The 17,748-nt window shown below is 39.9% G+C and carries 15 protein-coding genes; 5 read left to right on the forward strand and 10 right to left on the reverse strand.

Annotated features, from left to right (window positions below; all coding sequences use genetic code 11):
- Nucleotides 1-564: 564 nt before the first annotated feature.
- Nucleotides 565-3,324 carry a DNA polymerase I gene (gene polA / locus SJ2017_RS00250; RefSeq protein WP_080914516.1) on the reverse strand — a complete coding sequence of 920 codons (2,760 nt, stop codon included), beginning with the start codon at nt 3,322-3,324 and terminating at the stop codon, nt 565-567.
- Nucleotides 3,325-3,709: 385 nt separating this feature from the next.
- On the opposite strand from polA, the gene elbB reads away from it, so the two are divergent.
- A complete protein-coding gene (gene elbB / locus SJ2017_RS00255) occupies nt 3,710-4,363 on the forward strand; it encodes an isoprenoid biosynthesis glyoxalase ElbB (protein WP_080914517.1) in 654 nt (217 codons plus the stop codon).
- A gap of 102 nt (nt 4,364-4,465) precedes the next feature.
- Here the strand turns inward: elbB and glpG are convergent, their stop codons facing one another.
- From glpG to SJ2017_RS00280, 5 genes are all read right to left on the reverse strand, one after another.
- Complete coding sequence (gene glpG / locus SJ2017_RS00260; protein ID WP_080914518.1) at nt 4,466-5,320, reverse strand: rhomboid family intramembrane serine protease GlpG; 855 nt, start codon at nt 5,318-5,320, stop codon at nt 4,466-4,468.
- The gene (gene glpE, locus SJ2017_RS00265; protein WP_080914519.1) at nt 5,317-5,625 is read right to left on the reverse strand and encodes a thiosulfate sulfurtransferase GlpE; all 309 of its coding nucleotides are present in this window, start codon (nt 5,623-5,625) and stop codon (nt 5,317-5,319) included. The genes glpG and glpE overlap by 4 nt, the downstream gene beginning before the upstream one ends.
- A 106-nt stretch (nt 5,626-5,731) precedes the next feature.
- Complete coding sequence (tdh, locus tag SJ2017_RS00270) at nt 5,732-6,757, reverse strand: L-threonine 3-dehydrogenase (protein WP_080914520.1); 1,026 nt, start codon at nt 6,755-6,757, stop codon at nt 5,732-5,734.
- Nucleotides 6,758-6,767: 10 nt separating this feature from the next.
- A complete protein-coding gene (locus SJ2017_RS00275) occupies nt 6,768-7,961 on the reverse strand; it encodes a glycine C-acetyltransferase (protein WP_080914521.1) in 1,194 nt (397 codons plus the stop codon).
- Between the two features lie 273 nt (nt 7,962-8,234).
- Nucleotides 8,235-8,891 carry a TetR/AcrR family transcriptional regulator gene (locus SJ2017_RS00280; protein WP_055025827.1) on the reverse strand — a complete coding sequence of 219 codons (657 nt, stop codon included), beginning with the start codon at nt 8,889-8,891 and terminating at the stop codon, nt 8,235-8,237.
- 303 nt (nt 8,892-9,194) lie between these two features.
- On the opposite strand from SJ2017_RS00280, the gene waaA reads away from it, so the two are divergent.
- Entirely contained in the window at nt 9,195-10,484 is a 1,290-nt protein-coding gene (waaA, locus tag SJ2017_RS00285) for a lipid IV(A) 3-deoxy-D-manno-octulosonic acid transferase (RefSeq protein ID WP_080914522.1), read from the forward strand.
- Between the two features lie 8 nt (nt 10,485-10,492).
- On the opposite strand, the gene SJ2017_RS00290 is transcribed toward waaA, so the two are convergent.
- Nucleotides 10,493-11,209, reverse strand: a complete 717-nt coding sequence (locus SJ2017_RS00290; RefSeq protein ID WP_080914523.1) for a 3-deoxy-D-manno-octulosonic acid kinase — start codon at nt 11,207-11,209, stop codon at nt 10,493-10,495.
- A gap of 104 nt (nt 11,210-11,313) precedes the next feature.
- On the opposite strand from SJ2017_RS00290, the gene SJ2017_RS00295 reads away from it, so the two are divergent.
- On the forward strand, nt 11,314-12,345 hold the full coding sequence (locus tag SJ2017_RS00295; protein ID WP_080914524.1) for a glycosyltransferase family 9 protein: 1,032 nt from the start codon (nt 11,314-11,316) through the stop codon (nt 12,343-12,345).
- A gap of 371 nt (nt 12,346-12,716) precedes the next feature.
- On the opposite strand, the gene SJ2017_RS00300 is transcribed toward SJ2017_RS00295, so the two are convergent.
- From SJ2017_RS00300 to SJ2017_RS00310, 3 genes are all read right to left on the reverse strand, one after another.
- The gene (locus SJ2017_RS00300) at nt 12,717-13,565 is read right to left on the reverse strand and encodes a glycosyltransferase (protein ID WP_055025831.1); all 849 of its coding nucleotides are present in this window, start codon (nt 13,563-13,565) and stop codon (nt 12,717-12,719) included.
- Between the two features lie 26 nt (nt 13,566-13,591).
- Nucleotides 13,592-14,713, reverse strand: a complete 1,122-nt coding sequence (locus SJ2017_RS00305; RefSeq protein WP_244899745.1) for a glycosyltransferase family 9 protein — start codon at nt 14,711-14,713, stop codon at nt 13,592-13,594.
- A 75-nt stretch (nt 14,714-14,788) separates the two neighbouring features.
- The gene (locus SJ2017_RS00310; RefSeq protein WP_080914525.1) at nt 14,789-15,862 is read right to left on the reverse strand and encodes a CDP-glycerol glycerophosphotransferase family protein; all 1,074 of its coding nucleotides are present in this window, start codon (nt 15,860-15,862) and stop codon (nt 14,789-14,791) included.
- A gap of 149 nt (nt 15,863-16,011) precedes the next feature.
- On the opposite strand from SJ2017_RS00310, the gene SJ2017_RS21645 reads away from it, so the two are divergent.
- Both SJ2017_RS21645 and SJ2017_RS00320 read left to right on the forward strand, forming a co-directional pair.
- Nucleotides 16,012-16,893 (forward strand): adenylyltransferase/cytidyltransferase family protein, encoded by an 882-nt coding sequence (locus SJ2017_RS21645; protein WP_244899746.1) that lies wholly within the window; start codon nt 16,012-16,014, stop codon nt 16,891-16,893.
- A gap of 94 nt (nt 16,894-16,987) precedes the next feature.
- Nucleotides 16,988-17,740 carry a glycosyltransferase family 25 protein gene (locus SJ2017_RS00320; RefSeq protein ID WP_080914526.1) on the forward strand — a complete coding sequence of 251 codons (753 nt, stop codon included), beginning with the start codon at nt 16,988-16,990 and terminating at the stop codon, nt 17,738-17,740.
- The last annotated feature ends 8 nt before the right edge of the window (nt 17,741-17,748 follow it).

Consider the following 17,748-nt stretch of genomic DNA (forward strand, 5'->3'; position numbering starts at 1 on the left):
AGGTTTGAATATAAAGGTATATTGGCACTAGGCGGTGCATATTAAGCAAAAAAAAACCGACGACATAATGTCACCGGTTAAAAAAATTAGCTCTTTTGGGGAGAAGCTAAATTCAACAAGACTCAAGTGCCACCTACTCATCGATGACGCTCAATAACGATATAGTAATCGTTTTTCACACAGATTTAAAGTATTTACTCTAAAATAAATTTTTGGCAAAAAAAAGCTCCAGCACAAAAATGCTGGAGCGCCATAATTCGGCTTGTCACTATTTCTAGCGAATAAAAAAGGTCTGAAAGATGGAACATCTTAACCTCTGTACCCTACGCAGATGATAATACGTCATTAGCCTTAAAATGAAAAACTGTTTTTTATGAAAATGAACAATAATGTGAAGTTTGATACAAATGTCGTTGAAAAAATCGCCTTGTCGATGAAATTAGCTTCAAAAAAAACAATCCCGCAGTGATAAAACTACGGGATTGTCGGGTTTTGTATTGAAGCTGTTGTGATTTTTATATGTTAGGGCAACTTATATAAACCGAAATAACATATTCGATATGGCTAATGCGCTTCATGCCAGTTGTCACCGATACCAGCTTCAGCTAATAAGGTCACATCAAGGCTTGCTGCTTGAGCCATCAATTCACATACTTTTGCCTGTAGTGCATCTGCTTTTGATTCATCAATTTCGAATACCAACTCATCGTGTACTTGCATGATCATGGTTATTTCGCCGTTTGTCTCTGACTTAATCCATTGGTCGATGGTGATCATCGCCTTTTTAATGATGTCAGCTGCTGTACCTTGCATTGGGGCGTTAATTGCTGCCCGCTCAGCGGCTTGGCGTCGCATAGCATTACGGTCTTTAATATCTGGCAGATACAATCTTCTTCCATATAGGGTTTCAACATAGCCGACTTCGGCAGCAAGCGCGCGCGTGTCTTCCATGTATTTAAGCACTCCAGGATATCGAGCAAAGTAGGTATCGATATAGGTTTGAGCTTCTTTACGTGGAATATCCAATTGCTTAGCCAGTCCAAAGGCTGACATACCGTAGATTAGCCCGAAATTAACCGCTTTAGCACGGCGGCGCTGCTCAGTGGTGACTTCTTCAAAGTGAACGCCAAAGACTTCAGCTGCGGTAGCTTTGTGAATATCTTTATTCTCAGCGAAAGCGGTCAATAAACCTTTATCCTGAGATAAGTGAGCCATAATACGCAGTTCAATTTGAGAGTAATCAGCAGCCAGAACTTTACGACCTTCTGGTGCGATAAACGCTTGTCTAATCCGACGACCTTCCTCTGTTCGGATAGGGATGTTCTGTAGGTTGGGCTCGCTTGATGATAAACGACCTGTAGCGGCATTAGCTTGGTGGTAACTAGTATGTACTCGGCCCGTTTCAGTATTGACCATTAAAGGAAGCTTATCGGTATATGTGCTTTTCAGTTTGGATAAACTGCGGTGTTGTAAAATTAACTTAGGTAACGGGTAGTCTAATGCTAATTCAATCAATACATCTTCAGCTGTAGATGGTGCGCCTTTTGGCGTTTTTTTGATGATCGGGTATCCGAGCTTCTCAAAAAATAACGCTTGTAGTTGCTTTGGAGAGCTTAAATTAAACTTCTCGCCAGCAATGTCATAGGCCTTGGTTTCAAGCTCATCAATTTTCTGGGCTAACTCATCACTTTGCTGGCTCAGCAGCATGCTATCAATCAATACACCTTGGCGCTCAATGTCTGATAACACTTGAATAAGCGGCAGCTCTAGATCGTTAAATACCGAAGTTAGCTTGGCTTCTTTTTCTACTCTTGGCCATAAATGTTGGTGCAAACGTAAGGTAATATCAGCATCTTCTGCTGCATAAGGGCTGGCTACATCTAATTCGATTTGGTTAAAAGTCAGCTGCTTTGCACCTTTACCTGCAATTTCTTCAAAGCTAATATTTTTATGGCCTAAGTATTTAAGCGCTAATCCATCCATATCATGGCGTGAAGCGACAGAGTTAAATACGTAAGACTCAAGCATAGTATCAAACTGGACCCCTTTTAGGGTGATCCCAGCATTGGCAAAAATACTGATGTCGTACTTAAGGTTTTGGCCGACTTTTTTGATGCTATCACTTTCAAGAATAGGCCTTAGTTGCTCTAAAGCATATTCCATAGGAAGTTGCTCAGGTGCATCTAAATAATCGTGTGCTAGTGGAAGGTAAGCGGCTTTGCCCGCTTCAATGGCAAACGAAATGCCAACTAGCTTAGCTTCCATATAATTTAAGCTGGTGGTTTCGGTATCAACTGCAATGAGTTCAGCTTTAGACAGTTTACTAATCCAATTAGCTAAATCAGTTTCGGTTAGTATTGTCTCATATTCAACATCAATGGCTGGTGTAGCCTCTTGGACTTCGTTAGTCGTGGTGGCTGTAGCTGTAGAAAAGGCAGATTTGTTATCTAACACCTCAGCTAACCAGCGTTTAAACTCCATTTCCCCGAACAGTTTAATTAACTCGTCACGGTTTTGTGGTTGAATTTCGAGAGGCGCCCAATCATCATCCCATTCAACATCGGTTTTGATGGTCGCAAGATCGTAAGATAATTGAAGCATTTCTTTGTTGTCTTCAATCTTTTTAGGCATGGTTTTAGAGCCACGGAATGTCACATCTAAAACACTTTGTGGATTTGCGATTAGCTTATCGACACCTCCTACACCTGTCAGCATTGCCAATGCGGTTTTTTCTCCGACACCTGGTAAGCCTGGTATGTTATCGGCTTTATCACCCATCATGGCCAATAAGTCGATAATGAGCTCGGGTCCAACGCCAAATTTTTCGGTTACTTCAGCTGGGCCCATAATGGTATCTGTCATGGTATTAATGAGTGTGACATTGTCATCAACTAATTGCGCCATATCTTTATCACCCGTGCTGATAAGGGTGGCGCGGCCTTCTTTACTGGCTTTTAGTGCAATAGTACCGATGACATCATCAGCTTCGACACCTGGAATACAAATTAGGGGTAATCCCAGCGCATGAATAATGGCGTGAAGTGGGGCGATTTGTGAGCGTAAATCATCCGGCATAGGAGGACGCTGTGCTTTGTACTCACTATACATATCATTACGGAATGTTTTTCCTTTAGCGTCGAAAACCACTGCAATATGGCTAGGGTTATAGCGACTCATTAAGCTGCGAAGCATATTGACTACACCATAAACAGCACCTGTTGCTTCGCCTTTTGAATTAGTCAAATGTGGTGGTGCATAAAACGCACGATAAAGATAAGAAGATCCATCCACAAGGACGAGTGGGTTATTGGGGATTGTTGGCATAGTCTGTTTTCATTTTCAGTATTCTGAGATGGCCTTAGAATGCCACATACAAGGATTTTCGGCCACGGAAAATTATCTCTCAGGCTGTGGATAACTCTGTGAGTGAATTAATTTATCTTATAAAGGTGTTTTAATTACGACTGGGAATAAAACGTTTAAACTATTGAAAATAAATGTTTTTTAATATTTTTGTGAGTTTAATTGTAGTTTTTAAAAATATTCCTAATTTGTGGACTTTTTTAATATCTTTCTTGATTTAGTCAATTATTTGGTACAGTTTTTAAACCATGAAATAATTTCGAGAAACTAAGTTAGCATGTTTTTTAATCAGATCAATAGATTTGTTTAAAAAAAGTTAAATTAAGCCACTTTATAGGGATCTAAAATGAAAAATATTGCTGTGTTACTGAGCGGTTGTGGTGTTTATGATGGCGCAGAAATACACGAGTCAGTGTTAACCTTGCTGGCGTTATCAAAAGCGGGGGCTAATTATCAATGCTTTGCACCTGATGTTGAACAAATGCATGTGGTGAATCATCTTAATGGCGAAATAAATGCTGCAGAAACTCGTAACGTTTTGCAAGAGTCTGCCAGAATTTGTCGCGGTGAAGTGCTAAACGTTCAGTCATTAGATATCACTGAATATGATGGTTTGATTGTGCCTGGCGGTTTTGGTGCGGCAAAAAACTTATGCGATTTTGCCGTCGCAGGAAGTGGCAGTACAGTTGAGCCTAGTGTCGAAGCGTTTATTCAAGAATTTGCTTTAGTGAAGAAACCTATCGGGTTTATGTGCATTGCGCCGGTTATGATCCCTAGCATTTTTAAAACCAACCCTATTGGCACGATCGGTAATGATAGTGGAACCGCCCAGGCCTTCACGGAAATGGGGGGCGAGCACCGTGATGCTACCGTTGAAGATATTATCGTTGATACACACAATAACATCGTATCCACACCTGCTTACATGCTTGCGAATAGCATTGCAGAGGCAAATGTAGGTATTGAAAAGCTAGTGGCTAAAGTACTTGAAATGACGTGATTAAAAAATGTACTTGTCATACATTACTCTTAACGCTGAACTGGAATGAAGGGACATATTCGATTCTCGATAGCTTAACCTGTGAAGCTATCGAGACAGGAGTTACTGATCGACCCGAGTATTGCTTTGCCTTTGGCTATCAAAAAAGCCTTGCGCTAACCCGACTAACAAGCCTCCGATATGTGCGCCGTTGGCTATTGGCATTCCCAATAGATCGGTAAAGCCTAAAACTAACCAAATCAGCATAAAAGTCATATAACTATTGGGTAAGCCAATACCTGCATCTGGTTTTCGTTGACCCATAATCCAAGTATATCCAACAACGGCGTAAACGACGCCAGATAAACCACCAAAGTTAGGGCCTGTCATCATATATTGCACTAGGCTTGGCAAGGTGCCGGCAACGACCAGTAATATCAACAGTGGTCGTGTGCCAAGTTTTGTTTCTATTTTACCGCCTAAATACCACCACCAAAGTAAATTGAAGATAAGATGCATGGCTGAAAAGTGCATTAAGCTAGGGGTAAAGGCACGCCAAACTTGGCTAAAGTCGCTACCAGGAACTGCCCCAAAGAAGGACAAAGCGCTAAAAACGTGATTAGCAAAGCCGAGGTTCATCGCTGCAAAGACAACCATGCAGATAAAAAAAGTGATTAGGGTTAAAGGGCCTGCTCCGGTAATAAATTGTTGCACTAAGCCTAAAGAGGACGAGCCATAATCGAGCTTAGTTTGGGTTGAACCATTATCCCAAGAGGCTTCTAAATATTTCTTTTGATATGGGTTTTGTCTAAAAAGCTCAAATTCATGTTTTGCTTGTTCAGCTTTTGTTTCATCATACACGACCAGAGATACCCCGTTTGCAGTCACAACGGGTACACACTCAATATCTAACCCTTTCAAGTAGTCGATAAAGGCTTGAGCTGCGCGAGCGTGGGGTAACTGGCCGATTTCAATCATGCGTGCGCTGCGCTCCAAGCTGTAAAGCCACCGTCTAAGCTATATACGTCATCAAATCCTTGTTCAATTAAGTAACCTGCAGCACCTTGACTACTAATGCCGTGATAACAGACAACGACTAATGGCATATCCATGTCCGCTTCTGCTATTACATGAGCAATGTTTTCATTAGTGAGATGAATTGATCCTTCAATATGACCTGCTGCATAACTCGCAGCATCACGGATATCGACAATTTGGACATCATTTGAGTCTGCTGTCATATGGATTAATTCATTGATTGAAAGGTGCTTAAATGTGCTCATGCTATACCGCTGCTATGTGAAATGGGATAAAAGTAATAACTGAAGTATCTAATAAGGGGCTGTATTGATACAACCCCTTTATTATTGCGGTAATTTACGATGGGAATTAATCCCAGTTTAAAATGACCTTACCTGACTGGCCTGAACGCATAGCATCGAAGCCTTGTTGGAAGTCATCAATTGAGAAGTGATGAGTAATGATAGGTGATAAATCTAAACCAGACTGGATTAGACTTGCCATTTTGTACCATGTCTCAAACATCTCACGACCGTAAATACCTTTAAGGATAAGCCCTTTAAAGATCACCTTACTCCAATCAATGGCCATGTCGCCACCAGGAATACCTAACATGGCAATTTTGCCACCGTGGTTCATGGTATCGAGCATAGAGTGAAATGCTGAAGGCACGCCTGACATTTCTAACCCGACATCAAACCCTTCAGTCATGCCAAGCTCTTTCATGACATCTTTTAAGTCTTCTTTAGCAACGTTTACAGCGCGTGTTGCGCCCATTTTGCGTGCTAAATCTAGGCGGTATTCATTCACATCAGTAATGACTACGTGGCGTGCGCCAACATGTTTACAGACGGCTGCAGCCATGATGCCGATAGGGCCAGCACCGGTGATTAATACATCTTCACCAACCACATCAAATGACAATGCGGTATGAACGGCATTACCGAATGGATCAAATACAGACGCTAATTCATCTGAGATATCATCCGGGATTTTAAAGGCGTTGAAAGCAGGAATAACTAGGTATTCTGCGAATGCGCCATCACGGTTAACACCAACACCTGAGGTATTACGGCATAAGTGAGTGCGGCCACCACGACAGTTTCGGCAGTGACCACAGGTAATGTGGCCTTCGCCTGAAACTCTGTCTCCGACGGTAAACCCACGGACTTCTTGGCCCATATCGACGACTTCACCGACATACTCATGGCCCACTACCATAGGCACAGGAATGGTATTTTGTGACCACTCGTCCCAGTTGTAGATATGCACATCAGTGCCACAAATAGCGGTCTTACGAATTTTAATTAATAGATCGTTATGGCCCATTTCAGGTTTAGGCGCATCAACCATCCAAATACCTTCTTCAGGCTTTAACTTGCTAAGTGCTTTCATTGTTTAGACCTTAAATAATGCCCATTTCTTTACCAATGCGGGTAAAGGCTTCAATCGCTTTATCGATTTGAGCACGAGAGTGTGCTGCTGACATTTGTGTGCGGATACGTGCTTGGCCTTTTGGTACAACAGGGAATGAGAATCCGACCACGTAAATATTTTCAGCTAAAAGGCGATTTGAAAAGTCGCTTGCCAATTTAGCATCACCAATCATGACAGGAATGATGGCATGATCTGCACCTGCTAAGGTAAAGCCTGCTTTGGTCATTTCTTCACGGAAATAACGGCTGTTTTCCCATACTGCTTCACGAAGAGCATGACCAGACTTCAGCATTTCAAGCACATGAATTGATGCGCTGACAATTGAAGGTGCTAAAGAGTTAGAAAATAAGTAAGGACGTGAGCGTTGACGCAACCAATCAATGACTTCTTTTTTGCCCGAAGTGAATCCACCAGATGCACCGCCTAACGCTTTACCTAGTGTGCCTGTGATAATGTCTACACGATCCATTACTTGGCAAAATTCGTGAGTTCCACGACCGTTCTCACCGACAAAACCAACTGCATGAGAGTCATCAACCATAACCAGTGCGCCGTATTTATCAGCTAAATCGCAAACACCTTGAAGGTTGGCAATAACACCATCCATTGAAAACACACCGTCTGTCGCAATAAGAATATCGCGAGCACCCGCTTCTTTCGCTGCTTTTAATTGTGTTTCTAAATCAGTCATGTCGTTGTTGGCATAACGGAAACGCTTGGCTTTACATAAACGGACACCATCAATAATTGATGCGTGGTTTAATGCATCAGACACGATAGCATCTTCAGGGCCTAGTAAGGTTTCAAATAGACCTGCGTTGGCATCGAAACAAGAAGAATACAAAATAGTATCTTCCATGCCTAAAAATTCACTGAGGCTATTTTCTAGTTGTTTATGGATATTTTGTGTTCCACAAATAAAACGAACAGATGCCATACCAAAACCATGAGTATTTAACCCGTTTTGAGCAGCATTAATTAATTCAGGGTGATTTGCTAGGCCTAAATAGTTGTTGGCACAGAAGTTAATGACTTCTTCACTATTTACATTAATCGCCGTTTGCTGGGCTGAAGTGATAACACGTTCACTTTTGTATAAGCCTTCAGCTTTAACGTCGACAAGTTGTTGATTTATGCGGTCGTAAAATGAGGTAGAGGCCACCTGATTTCTCCTAAATATAGTTTTAATATGGAAATCTTTGGCGGCATTCTAACCTTAATTTTACTTGCTCTACAGTGTTTTTTTTAACCTGCGTAGCGATATAAAAATGATTAGGGCTAGGGCTGTTTTCACATTAGATATACTAATCATTAACACCGTTTTGTTAAGTGCTGAATAATGAAGGGCTTATCATGTTAAAAGTCAGTGAGCCGCCAATTTACAGCTATATTTTAGTCGTAAAAAGGCGGTTTGTATGCGTATGTTTGCTGGGTTTTATGCTGCTGCGTCACGTTCTTGAGACGCTATATCAAGATAATGTTGTTCAAGGCGGGTGAATGTTGGCTCTGAACTTTGGGTTGAATAGGCTTTGAAGATCATCAGCACTCGTAACAAGCCCTCATATAGCGTGGCTTTAGTGATAGTAGATGTACTTGATTGTGTAAGTTGATAACTAATCCAAAAACTGACCATCATCTTTATCGTATCGGCTAAAGCAGTAACCTTGGCGTCTTCTATCTCAAGAAAACCATCACTAATTAACTTGCGTAATACATCGCTTGAACGACGTAATACCTGTTCTTGCGCAGTTAAATATCGTGTTTTAAGTGCTTCATCACGGCTTAATATGTCTGCAAGATTGGCGTACATGAAACGGAACTGCCATAAGGTATAAAACATGGCATCAAAATAGCCCATCAATAGCTCAATATCGACTGTCGTGTCTTCATATGGCTTAAAGCCAGACTCTAAGTGACTTTCGTACAGAGCAAAAATAGAGTTGATGATGTCCTCTTTATTGCGGAAGTGATAATAAAGATTTCCAGGGCTTATTCCGAGATGAGCGGCAATATGGTTGGTGGTAATATTACGTTCACCGTGTTCATTAAAGAGTTCAAGACTGGCAAAAACAATTTTATCGCGGGTTTTCATATCGGTTCCAATTATCAATTGCTAACTATAGGAGTCTTGGTGACCCAATAAGACGCTTAATGCATATCCTTATGAATCTTATATTAAAACACACTTACATCTGGTCAGTTCAGCCTTAATCACATTGAGAACTACGTCTTGATGCCCAATGGCAGTTTTGAAGGCGACATAAACAACAGCATTTAGGTTATACAACATAGCTCACTATACGAAGAATATGTTGCTGTAACACTTATTTATGTGGTTTTGGTTTATGTTAACATTGTGTTTATCTGACAAGCAAAATTGATTAAGACTCTTTTCATGACTCGTGGCCTATATTCTATCCTCTTATACCTATTATCACCTTTAGTGGTGCTATATTTTGCTTTTCGTGGCATCAAAAGTCCTGCGTATCGTTTACGTTGGACTGAGCGTTTCGGTATTGCGCGCCTTAATGAAACGGATGTGCATATTCATAGTGTTTCAATGGGTGAAACGCTGGCGGCGATTCCACTGATTAACCATCTAATGGATCAATATCCCAATCTATCTTTTACGATTACCACGACCAGTCCAACCGGTTCAGATGAAGTGCGTAAAGCGTTTGCGCAGCATTTAGGTAACCGGGTGCAGCATTGTTATTTGCCATTAGATTTTAGTCTGAGTGTGCAGCGTTTTTTAGGTCAAGTTAACCCGAAAGTAATGGTAATTATGGAAACTGAGTTATGGCCGAACTTAGTTCATTTTGCCCGAAAGCGCGGGGTGAAAGTGGTGTTAGCTAATGCAAGGTTATCTGCAAAATCAGCGGCTAAATATCAAAAGAAACCTGCGTTAAGTCAGCCTATGCTAGCCAGTTTAGATGAGATAGCTGTGCAAACAAGTACAGAAGCGGAGCGATTTGCGTCTTTAGGTGTGCATGCTGAACAGTTACATATTTGCGGTAGCTTAAAATTTGATTTACAGATTGATGAGGGTAAACATCAACAAGCCAAAGCGTTACGCCAGCAGTGGGGGCGAGTACAAACGCCAATATGGGTCGCTGGTAGCGTACACCCTGGTGAGTTTGAAATAATGCTTGCTGCTCATCAACAAATATTATCCCAATACCCTAATGCACTTATGATTATGGCTCCACGTCATCCAGAGCAATTTAATGTGGCTGCGGTAACAACGACGCAGTTTGGTTTATCATTAGCAAGACGCAGTATGAATGAACCAGTGAGCGAAAATACGCAAGTGTTATTAGGTGACACCATGGGTGAATTGCTAATGTTATATGGCACAGCTGATGCTGCTTTTGTTGGCGGGACACTGATAGAAAATGGCGGTCACAACCCGCTTGAACCTGCAGCAATGGGGTTACCTGTCAGTGTAGGACCGCACCATTGGGATTTTGCAGAGATTACTGAGTTACTACAAAAAGCAGGTGGATTAACTGTGGTATCAGATGCTGAGCAGCTCGCATTGCAGCTATTAGCTTACTTTGATGATCAACAGCAACATCAAAATGCAGCTAATGCTGGCTTAGGGGTGGTAAGCCAAAACCGTGGGGCATTACAAAAGCAGCTTGATGTTATCGAGGAGCAATTAAAACAGGCGCAGATGATATAGATATCGTATCAATTATTAATGTTAGCCTGATAACCTTTTAATAATGCTTGCCAATGTTCAGAACAAAAGTTAAGCGAAGCGAGTTTGGTTTTTTCTTTATTAAATGAACGTAATAAACGCGCTAAGTTTGCTTGTTGCCAAGCACTTGCGGGTGTTTTTATTGCACCCCGATCAAAGTCGATGAGGTAAAATTTGCCTTTAGCCAACAGAATATTTTTAGCATTCAGATCGGCGTGATAAACCCCGCGATTATGAAAGGTCGCGATTAATTGACCTAATTGTTGCCATTGCTCATTTGTCATCGTTTGAGTGGATAAATAAGCGACTAAATCTTTGGCTCCATCAATGAGCTCGATAAGTAAATCAGCGCGGTACCAAATACCGAATCGTTCAACATTGGCTGCAATTGGGCGAGGAACAGGCAAACCTTCTGCATGTAGCTTTTCTAATAAGGCAAGTTCTGCAATAGCTCGAGTGCGTTGCATGCCCGTATAAATGTAAGCATCTCGGCTTAGCTTTTCTATTAACCCACCTCGCCAATAATGACGCAGCACCCATTGTTGTTGATTGTACTCAACAAACCAAGTGGTATAACGCCCTTTTGATTGACCGATGACAGCATTGCGCTGTTGCCAATAATCGGCTTGAAACTGAGCTGGAGTAAGGTGTTGTGCAAGAGGTTCGCACCAGGCGATAACCCCATTACCTGTTGATTCAATTTGCATAGGTCAATTAATAATGCGTTGATTTGTCTGTGGCTAAAAAAGATATTCTACATTAAGATCGAATGCTTGTACTTATATTCCCTTTGCATTGATAGTGGTAATCCATGAAAGCAGACTTTTCGTCAATGAAATCATTATGTTTACTCCGTTTATCCGCTATTGGTGATGTATGTCATGCAGTGGCAATGGTGCAAGCGATTCAACGTCAGTACCCTGATCTAGCCGTGACTTGGGTGATAGGCAAGGTTGAATATCAGTTGCTCAAGCATTTGCCTGACATCCGCTTTGTTATTTTTGATAAATCTCAAGGTTGGCGAAGTTATGGGAAGTTACGTCAAGACTTAGCGGGGCAGAGATTTGATGTTTTGTTGCACATGCAGGTGGCGCTACGAGCAACCATCGCTTCATTGATGATTTCGGCGAAAGTGAGAGTGGGCTTTGATAAAGCACGCGCTAAAGAAGGGCAGTGGCTGGTGACAAATCATGCCGTCGAACCCTTGGCAACCCCTCATGTGTTAGAAGGGTTTATGGGGTTTGCTAAAACCATTGGTGTGAAAGACTTATCGCCGAAGTGGAACATTCCAGTATTAGAGTCAGATAGCGAGTTTGCAAGTGAGCTGATTACTGAAACTGAAAAAGTGCTAGTCATTTGCCCTGCAGCAAGTAAAGCAGAACGTAATTGGTTACCAGAGCGTTATGCTGCAGTGGCTGATCATGCCGTATCAAAAGGCTATCGGGTCATATTGTGTGGCGGCCCTAGTCAGCTCGAAGTTGATTTAGCGGCATCAATTAACCATTTTGCCTCGCAATCGATAGAAAACAAGGTGGGGCAAACTACACTGACTCAATTATTAGCCGTGTTAAATAGGGCCTCTATAGTGATTGCTCCTGATACCGGCCCTGCTCATATGGCCGTTACTCAAGGCACCCCAGTGATAGGGTTATACGCACACTCTAACCCTGGGCGAACTGGGCCATATATGTCCTTAATGCAAGTGGTGAGTGTGTATGATGAAGTGATTCGTCAGCAATTCCCTAACATGACGATCCCTTGGGGAAAACGGGCCAAAGGGGATGACTTGATGAGCTTGATAAGCGTTGAGAAAGTGATTCAGCAGTTTGATAGTATGACTTAGCAATCTAATGATTGCTAAGTATCTACTTTAAATTAAATTTATAGCCACTTTCTACCAATTGTAGGCTTACCAATTGAGTTTAAAATGTTTTGAGGTGCATCGCTTTTTTGCGAGAAGTTTAGTAAATAAATTCCATGCATTCAATTTTATTGACGCTTCTCTTCTGGAGAGACATTATCTGAATATAATTGGCAGTAATTATCCACATAACGAACTTCACAACGTGGGCACTTAATACGATACCTTTGCCAGAGTAAAGAATAAAGCTGGCTTTTGATAACCTTTGTTTAAGAGTTATGTCACTTATAAGTCTCTATCACACGGCACAGCAATAAATGTTGTGTGTTGTTAATGTGACAGAGGCAAGGACATCAATATTTGTGTTGAGGGTGAAAAAGCCCAAAAACCGCGCTTAAAAAAGGAATTGGAAGTTTAGATTTTCTGTGTTGTTTAAGCATGTACCAGTGCCATGACTGCTGCTTAAACTCAAGCTTGTCTTGTTCAGATAATTCGTTTGAAAAAAAGTCACAATAATCAATAATATATTTTAGTTCACGCATAGGTATTTTTTCGCGATACCCCCTGCCTGCATAATGAATGAAGCTCGCTTCTTTATAGCCTTCTAAGCCAAGTAGAGGCATTCTATTAAATGATTTATCGATACAGTGGTACTTAATTTTCTCTCGAAAAATAAGATAGTTTATGTAAGTTTGGTCGTAAAATTTTACCTCGTTACACACCTTTTGCATCTCTTCTGCACTTGCATTGATAAATAAGTTTGATTGTTTAGAAACTAAAATCATACCAGAGTTAAAGTACACCATTGCATCATCAAGAGTAGGCCAGTCTACTTCACCTAAAATACTACTGATTTTGTTGGCATGTTCAGAGCGATCTTTATAAGCCCCTTCATTGAACATATATACAGTCTCTAAAGAATTGTATTGTTCAAATATATTTTCCGCCCAAGGTGTAATAATCATATCGGCGTCGATATATAGCACTCTATCGTATTCTTTTAATAACTCGGCTATATATAACTTTTCAGACCAAGCTGGACTTGCATCGTAGTATTTATTTTTAACGTTAAGCTGATAATGTAGCTCGTTTGAAACAATCAAATCAGCACCAACTTTGTCAGCGTAGGAACTGAAACTATCGATGGCGGCGCGATACATTGGGTTATCGCCTATGGCGAGAGTAAATATTGCTATTTTCATCTTGATTTGTTTTTAACCCTTAATATTTAGTGAACCATTGTTAGATATTGCTGGTAAACGGCTTCAACATTGATATCTGACACATGGCCCTTACCTTCAGTTGCATATAATACGTGAGACTGTTTACTTGCTGGCGGAGCCCAATAGGGCTTTTTAGATCTCATCATAGAAATTAAAGGGCGTTTAGCTGCAAATGCAAAATGCAAAATAGCTGTATCGACGGTGATGACAAAGTCTGAAAGAGAGATCAGTGATGGTAATTCAAAGAAGTGATCTTCTACTGTGAATACGACGACTTGAAAAGAAGTCTGGGATGTAAATTCATTTACTTTTTGCACCGTTTCATCAAAATTCTCTTTAGTAACATTAATAATGAAGCGCCCGTCAGTTGACACTTTTGCAAGTAAAGTTATTAATTCAAAGAGTTGTGATAAGTGCCAATCTTTTTTGGTATTTGTCGATAAATGATTGAGGAAATATAACTTTCCTTGTCTATCCTGGTTATTAAATTTATTTAATAACCATTTTTTACTCACACTATCCATTTGATTTGGTATGTCTAGAGTTGGCATAAATTGTGATTTATCGAGTGTAACGTTACATATTTTATTGAAAACGGCATAAAACCTATCAGTAATATGATGATTTTTATCTAGTTCACTAGTATCTAGCGCAATAACGTGATCACTATGCCTAAAAATCAAGCGATTAAACAATCCATTGTAAGGTTGCTTAGTGATACTTGAAACAATGAATGCTTTTGGTGCTATTTCTCTTGCTATTTGTGAATAACGAGCACTTTTACTTGCTGAATGGCAGATAATAATGTCGTAGTCATTAGCTTTAGCTTGTTGGATCTGTGCTTGATGATCTGAAGTCGATTTAGTACAACCGTAGCTGATATTAAACGAGGAGTCTGAAGCTATCCATTGTTGCAAAATTGCGCTTCTAGATAACCGCCAACTTGTGTCTGTACAACGGTTATCGTCTAGCCAAATATCCAATGTGATATGCGGATTTTGAGCTTTAAGAGCAATTAAAAATGTTTTTAGATATAGAAAGTCACCTAATGCTAGTGGCGACATGAATAACATTCGCTGACAAGATTGTAATTGTGATGCAGAGATAATAGCCATATTTTTATTCATATATTATTGAATCAACCGTTCAATAATTCCTATGTAAGTAAACCAGTTAACGAATTTATCAATTGTGGTAATTCTTTACGCTGATTGAAAATTCTCAAGGTATTCAACGATCCGCTTTGATGCGTTTCCATCTGTGGGGCCAACATGTTCATCCGTATATTTTTGCCTATTGGCTTCGTACTGTTCTGGGTGGGCTAATTGTTGTGGAATAGCAGAAATCAACTCAGAATATTTGTTTACATGTAACCCTATATCGCTATAAAGCACATTATCTTTACCGAAGCGCTTTACAAAACGAAAGTGAAAAATGCCGCGATATGACCATTTGAGTTTAAAAAAATTGCATACGATAACCGGTTTTGCCAATGCGGAAAACTCGAATAAAGTACTGGATGCTTCACTGAGTAAAATATCTGCATTCTGCATAAAAGGGAGCAGTGAAATATCTTCAGCAGAAGCAACATATACATTACTAAATGCTGACCATTTCTTTAATTTTAGCTGTTGATTTTTGAATTTATCTCTCATCTGGGTTAACGAATGAGGTTTAATAAGAATATTGTAATCAGCAAAATCTTTCGGCCAATTATCAGGAAAACACTCTAAGGAGCTCGGATTAAATGTCGGAGCGTACAGAATCGTTTTCTTATTACTATCTAGACCTATTTTGTCTAAATCTAACCCAGGCTCTTGATGATTAATAATTGGGTCTAATTTTGAAAATCCGACCTGAACAAAGTTATCGTCAGGGTAAAACTCTTTGATTTTGGCTAATCGCAACGACCCTTCAATAAATCTTACTGTCATCGGAGTGATAGATTTATGGTAATAAGAAGGTTTAGGACCTATACCGTGGCCAAGTTGAGCCGTTTTTGAGTACTGATGGATACTGTCGAGATAAGTACATTTATTACCGAAGAAAATCCAGTCAGGTTTTTGAGTGAGGTAGAGTGTTTCTGCTTCACTATCATCATTAACCCAAAGACACTCTAAATCTAATTGATTAAAAATTTGCTGAACGACATCCTTCTCATTGCGCTCATGATAACAAACGAGATTAACAGAATGACCTTGCTTTTTTAATTCTTGAATAATAGGAACGTACTGGGGAAGATAATACACATTGAGAGTATCGAAAAAAATTAGCATGATATTCCTATTAATTATGCTTCAAAGATGTTTACAGTGTTTAATTATATGTTAGTTAATCTTAAGCAATCAAATTCCAACTACCGATTTGTTACATTGGTACTTTCAAACAGACTAACTCGTAGACGGCTTTACAATATTGAACTAAAATGTTTCCCACAATTCTACTGTGTACTGAATTCATGCCTCAAGTAACGCTTAAAAAATTTGCCTACCCTGAAAGTCTTATTAAATCTTATCAGCACTGGGATTTATTACTCAGACCTGAACAACCAACATTAGGTTCAATGGTGTTGATATGTAAAGAGAGTGTGCATCAATATTCTTCGATTTCAAAAGAAGCTGCTGACGAACAGTCACTAATCATCTCTGATATCGAAAGAGTGCTAAAAAAGCGTTTTGATTATACAAAAATTAACTACTTGATGCTGATGATGGCCGACCCTGACGTACATTTTCATGTGATACCACGTTATGAGTCACCTGTTGAATTCTGTGACAAAGTGTTTACTGATAAACAATGGCCGAACCAGCCGAGTCTTGCTAATGAATTGCAACTTGATGATATTTATCAGCAAGAGTTATTAAAAACCCTCAAAAGTGACTTCATTTCTCTTGAGTCAAAAGAGACAACGAAGAAGTATCGACGAATGTATACATCTGGGTGTTTCGATATTTTTCATCAAGGTCATTTGAATATTCTAAAGAAAACCAAAGAGCTGTGCGATTATCTTATCGTTGGAGTGTCTACCGATGAGGTGATAATTAATTCCAAAGGTCGCCCTCCGATTATTCCATTTGAAGAACGGATTTCGATTCTGGAAGCCAACCGCTACGTTGATGAAGTGATCCCTCAGGTTGATAAGAATAAGCAGGCAGTAGTTGATCAATATAATATTGATGCAATATCAGTTGGTTCAGATTGGAAAGGGAAATATCCACCAGTTACGTGTGAAATGGTTTATTTTGATTACACGCCTAATGTTAGTTCAACCGTGTTAAAGCAAAAATTAAATATCACGCCAAAGTAGAGTATTACAGACAAAATGAAGAACCATCAATGAGTCGCTTTTTGACTGTGTAGAATATTATATAGATAAGCCCAAGGATGGTAGAAGAGACATTATGCAGTTTAAAGTGTTTGTAATAAATCTTGATAAAAGCACCGAAAGAATGGCTTTTATGCGTCAACAGCTAGAACTACTCAATATCGACTATGAAAGAGTACCGGCTGTATATGGCAAAGACCTAGATGATGCTGAAATCCACACTGTCTTCAATGAAAAAGCGAATCTTGCAAAGTACGATAAAGTGCTTAATGTGGGTGAAATTGGCTGTTATCTGAGCCATATAAACTGCTGGAACATGATGGTGTCGCAAGGGTTAGATTTTGCGCTTATTCTAGAGGATGACTCAGTGCTTAACCCTGAGTTACTCTCACTGATACAGAGCATTAGCCAATTACCTTCTTCATGGGATTATATTAAGTTATGTCATGGTCGAAAGCAGAAAAAAGTCATTGATAGTATTGAGTTAACAGAGCTATTTTCATTGTCGACCTGTTTAAAGTTACCGTCTTCCACTCGCGGGCAATTTGTATCGATATCAGGGGCCCAAAAGTTATTAGCTAGCGCTACTCCGATTACGAGGCCAATTGATATCGATATACAGTATTGGTATGAAAAATCATTAGCTTGCTATGTCGTTAAACCCTTTCCGGTATTAGAGGCTGATTTTGAAAGTGAAATCTGCACTTTAGAAAATAGAAATAATGCTAAAAAACATCCTGTGAGACGTATTTGGCAAAAGGTGTGTTTTGAAGCTAACGTGCGGATAAATAGAAATAAGTTACCTGATATTAATCAGTTAAAGCGTTAAATATTAAT

This window comes from Shewanella japonica (assembly GCF_002075795.1).
Taxonomy (GTDB): Bacteria; Pseudomonadota; Gammaproteobacteria; order Enterobacterales; family Shewanellaceae; genus Shewanella; species Shewanella japonica.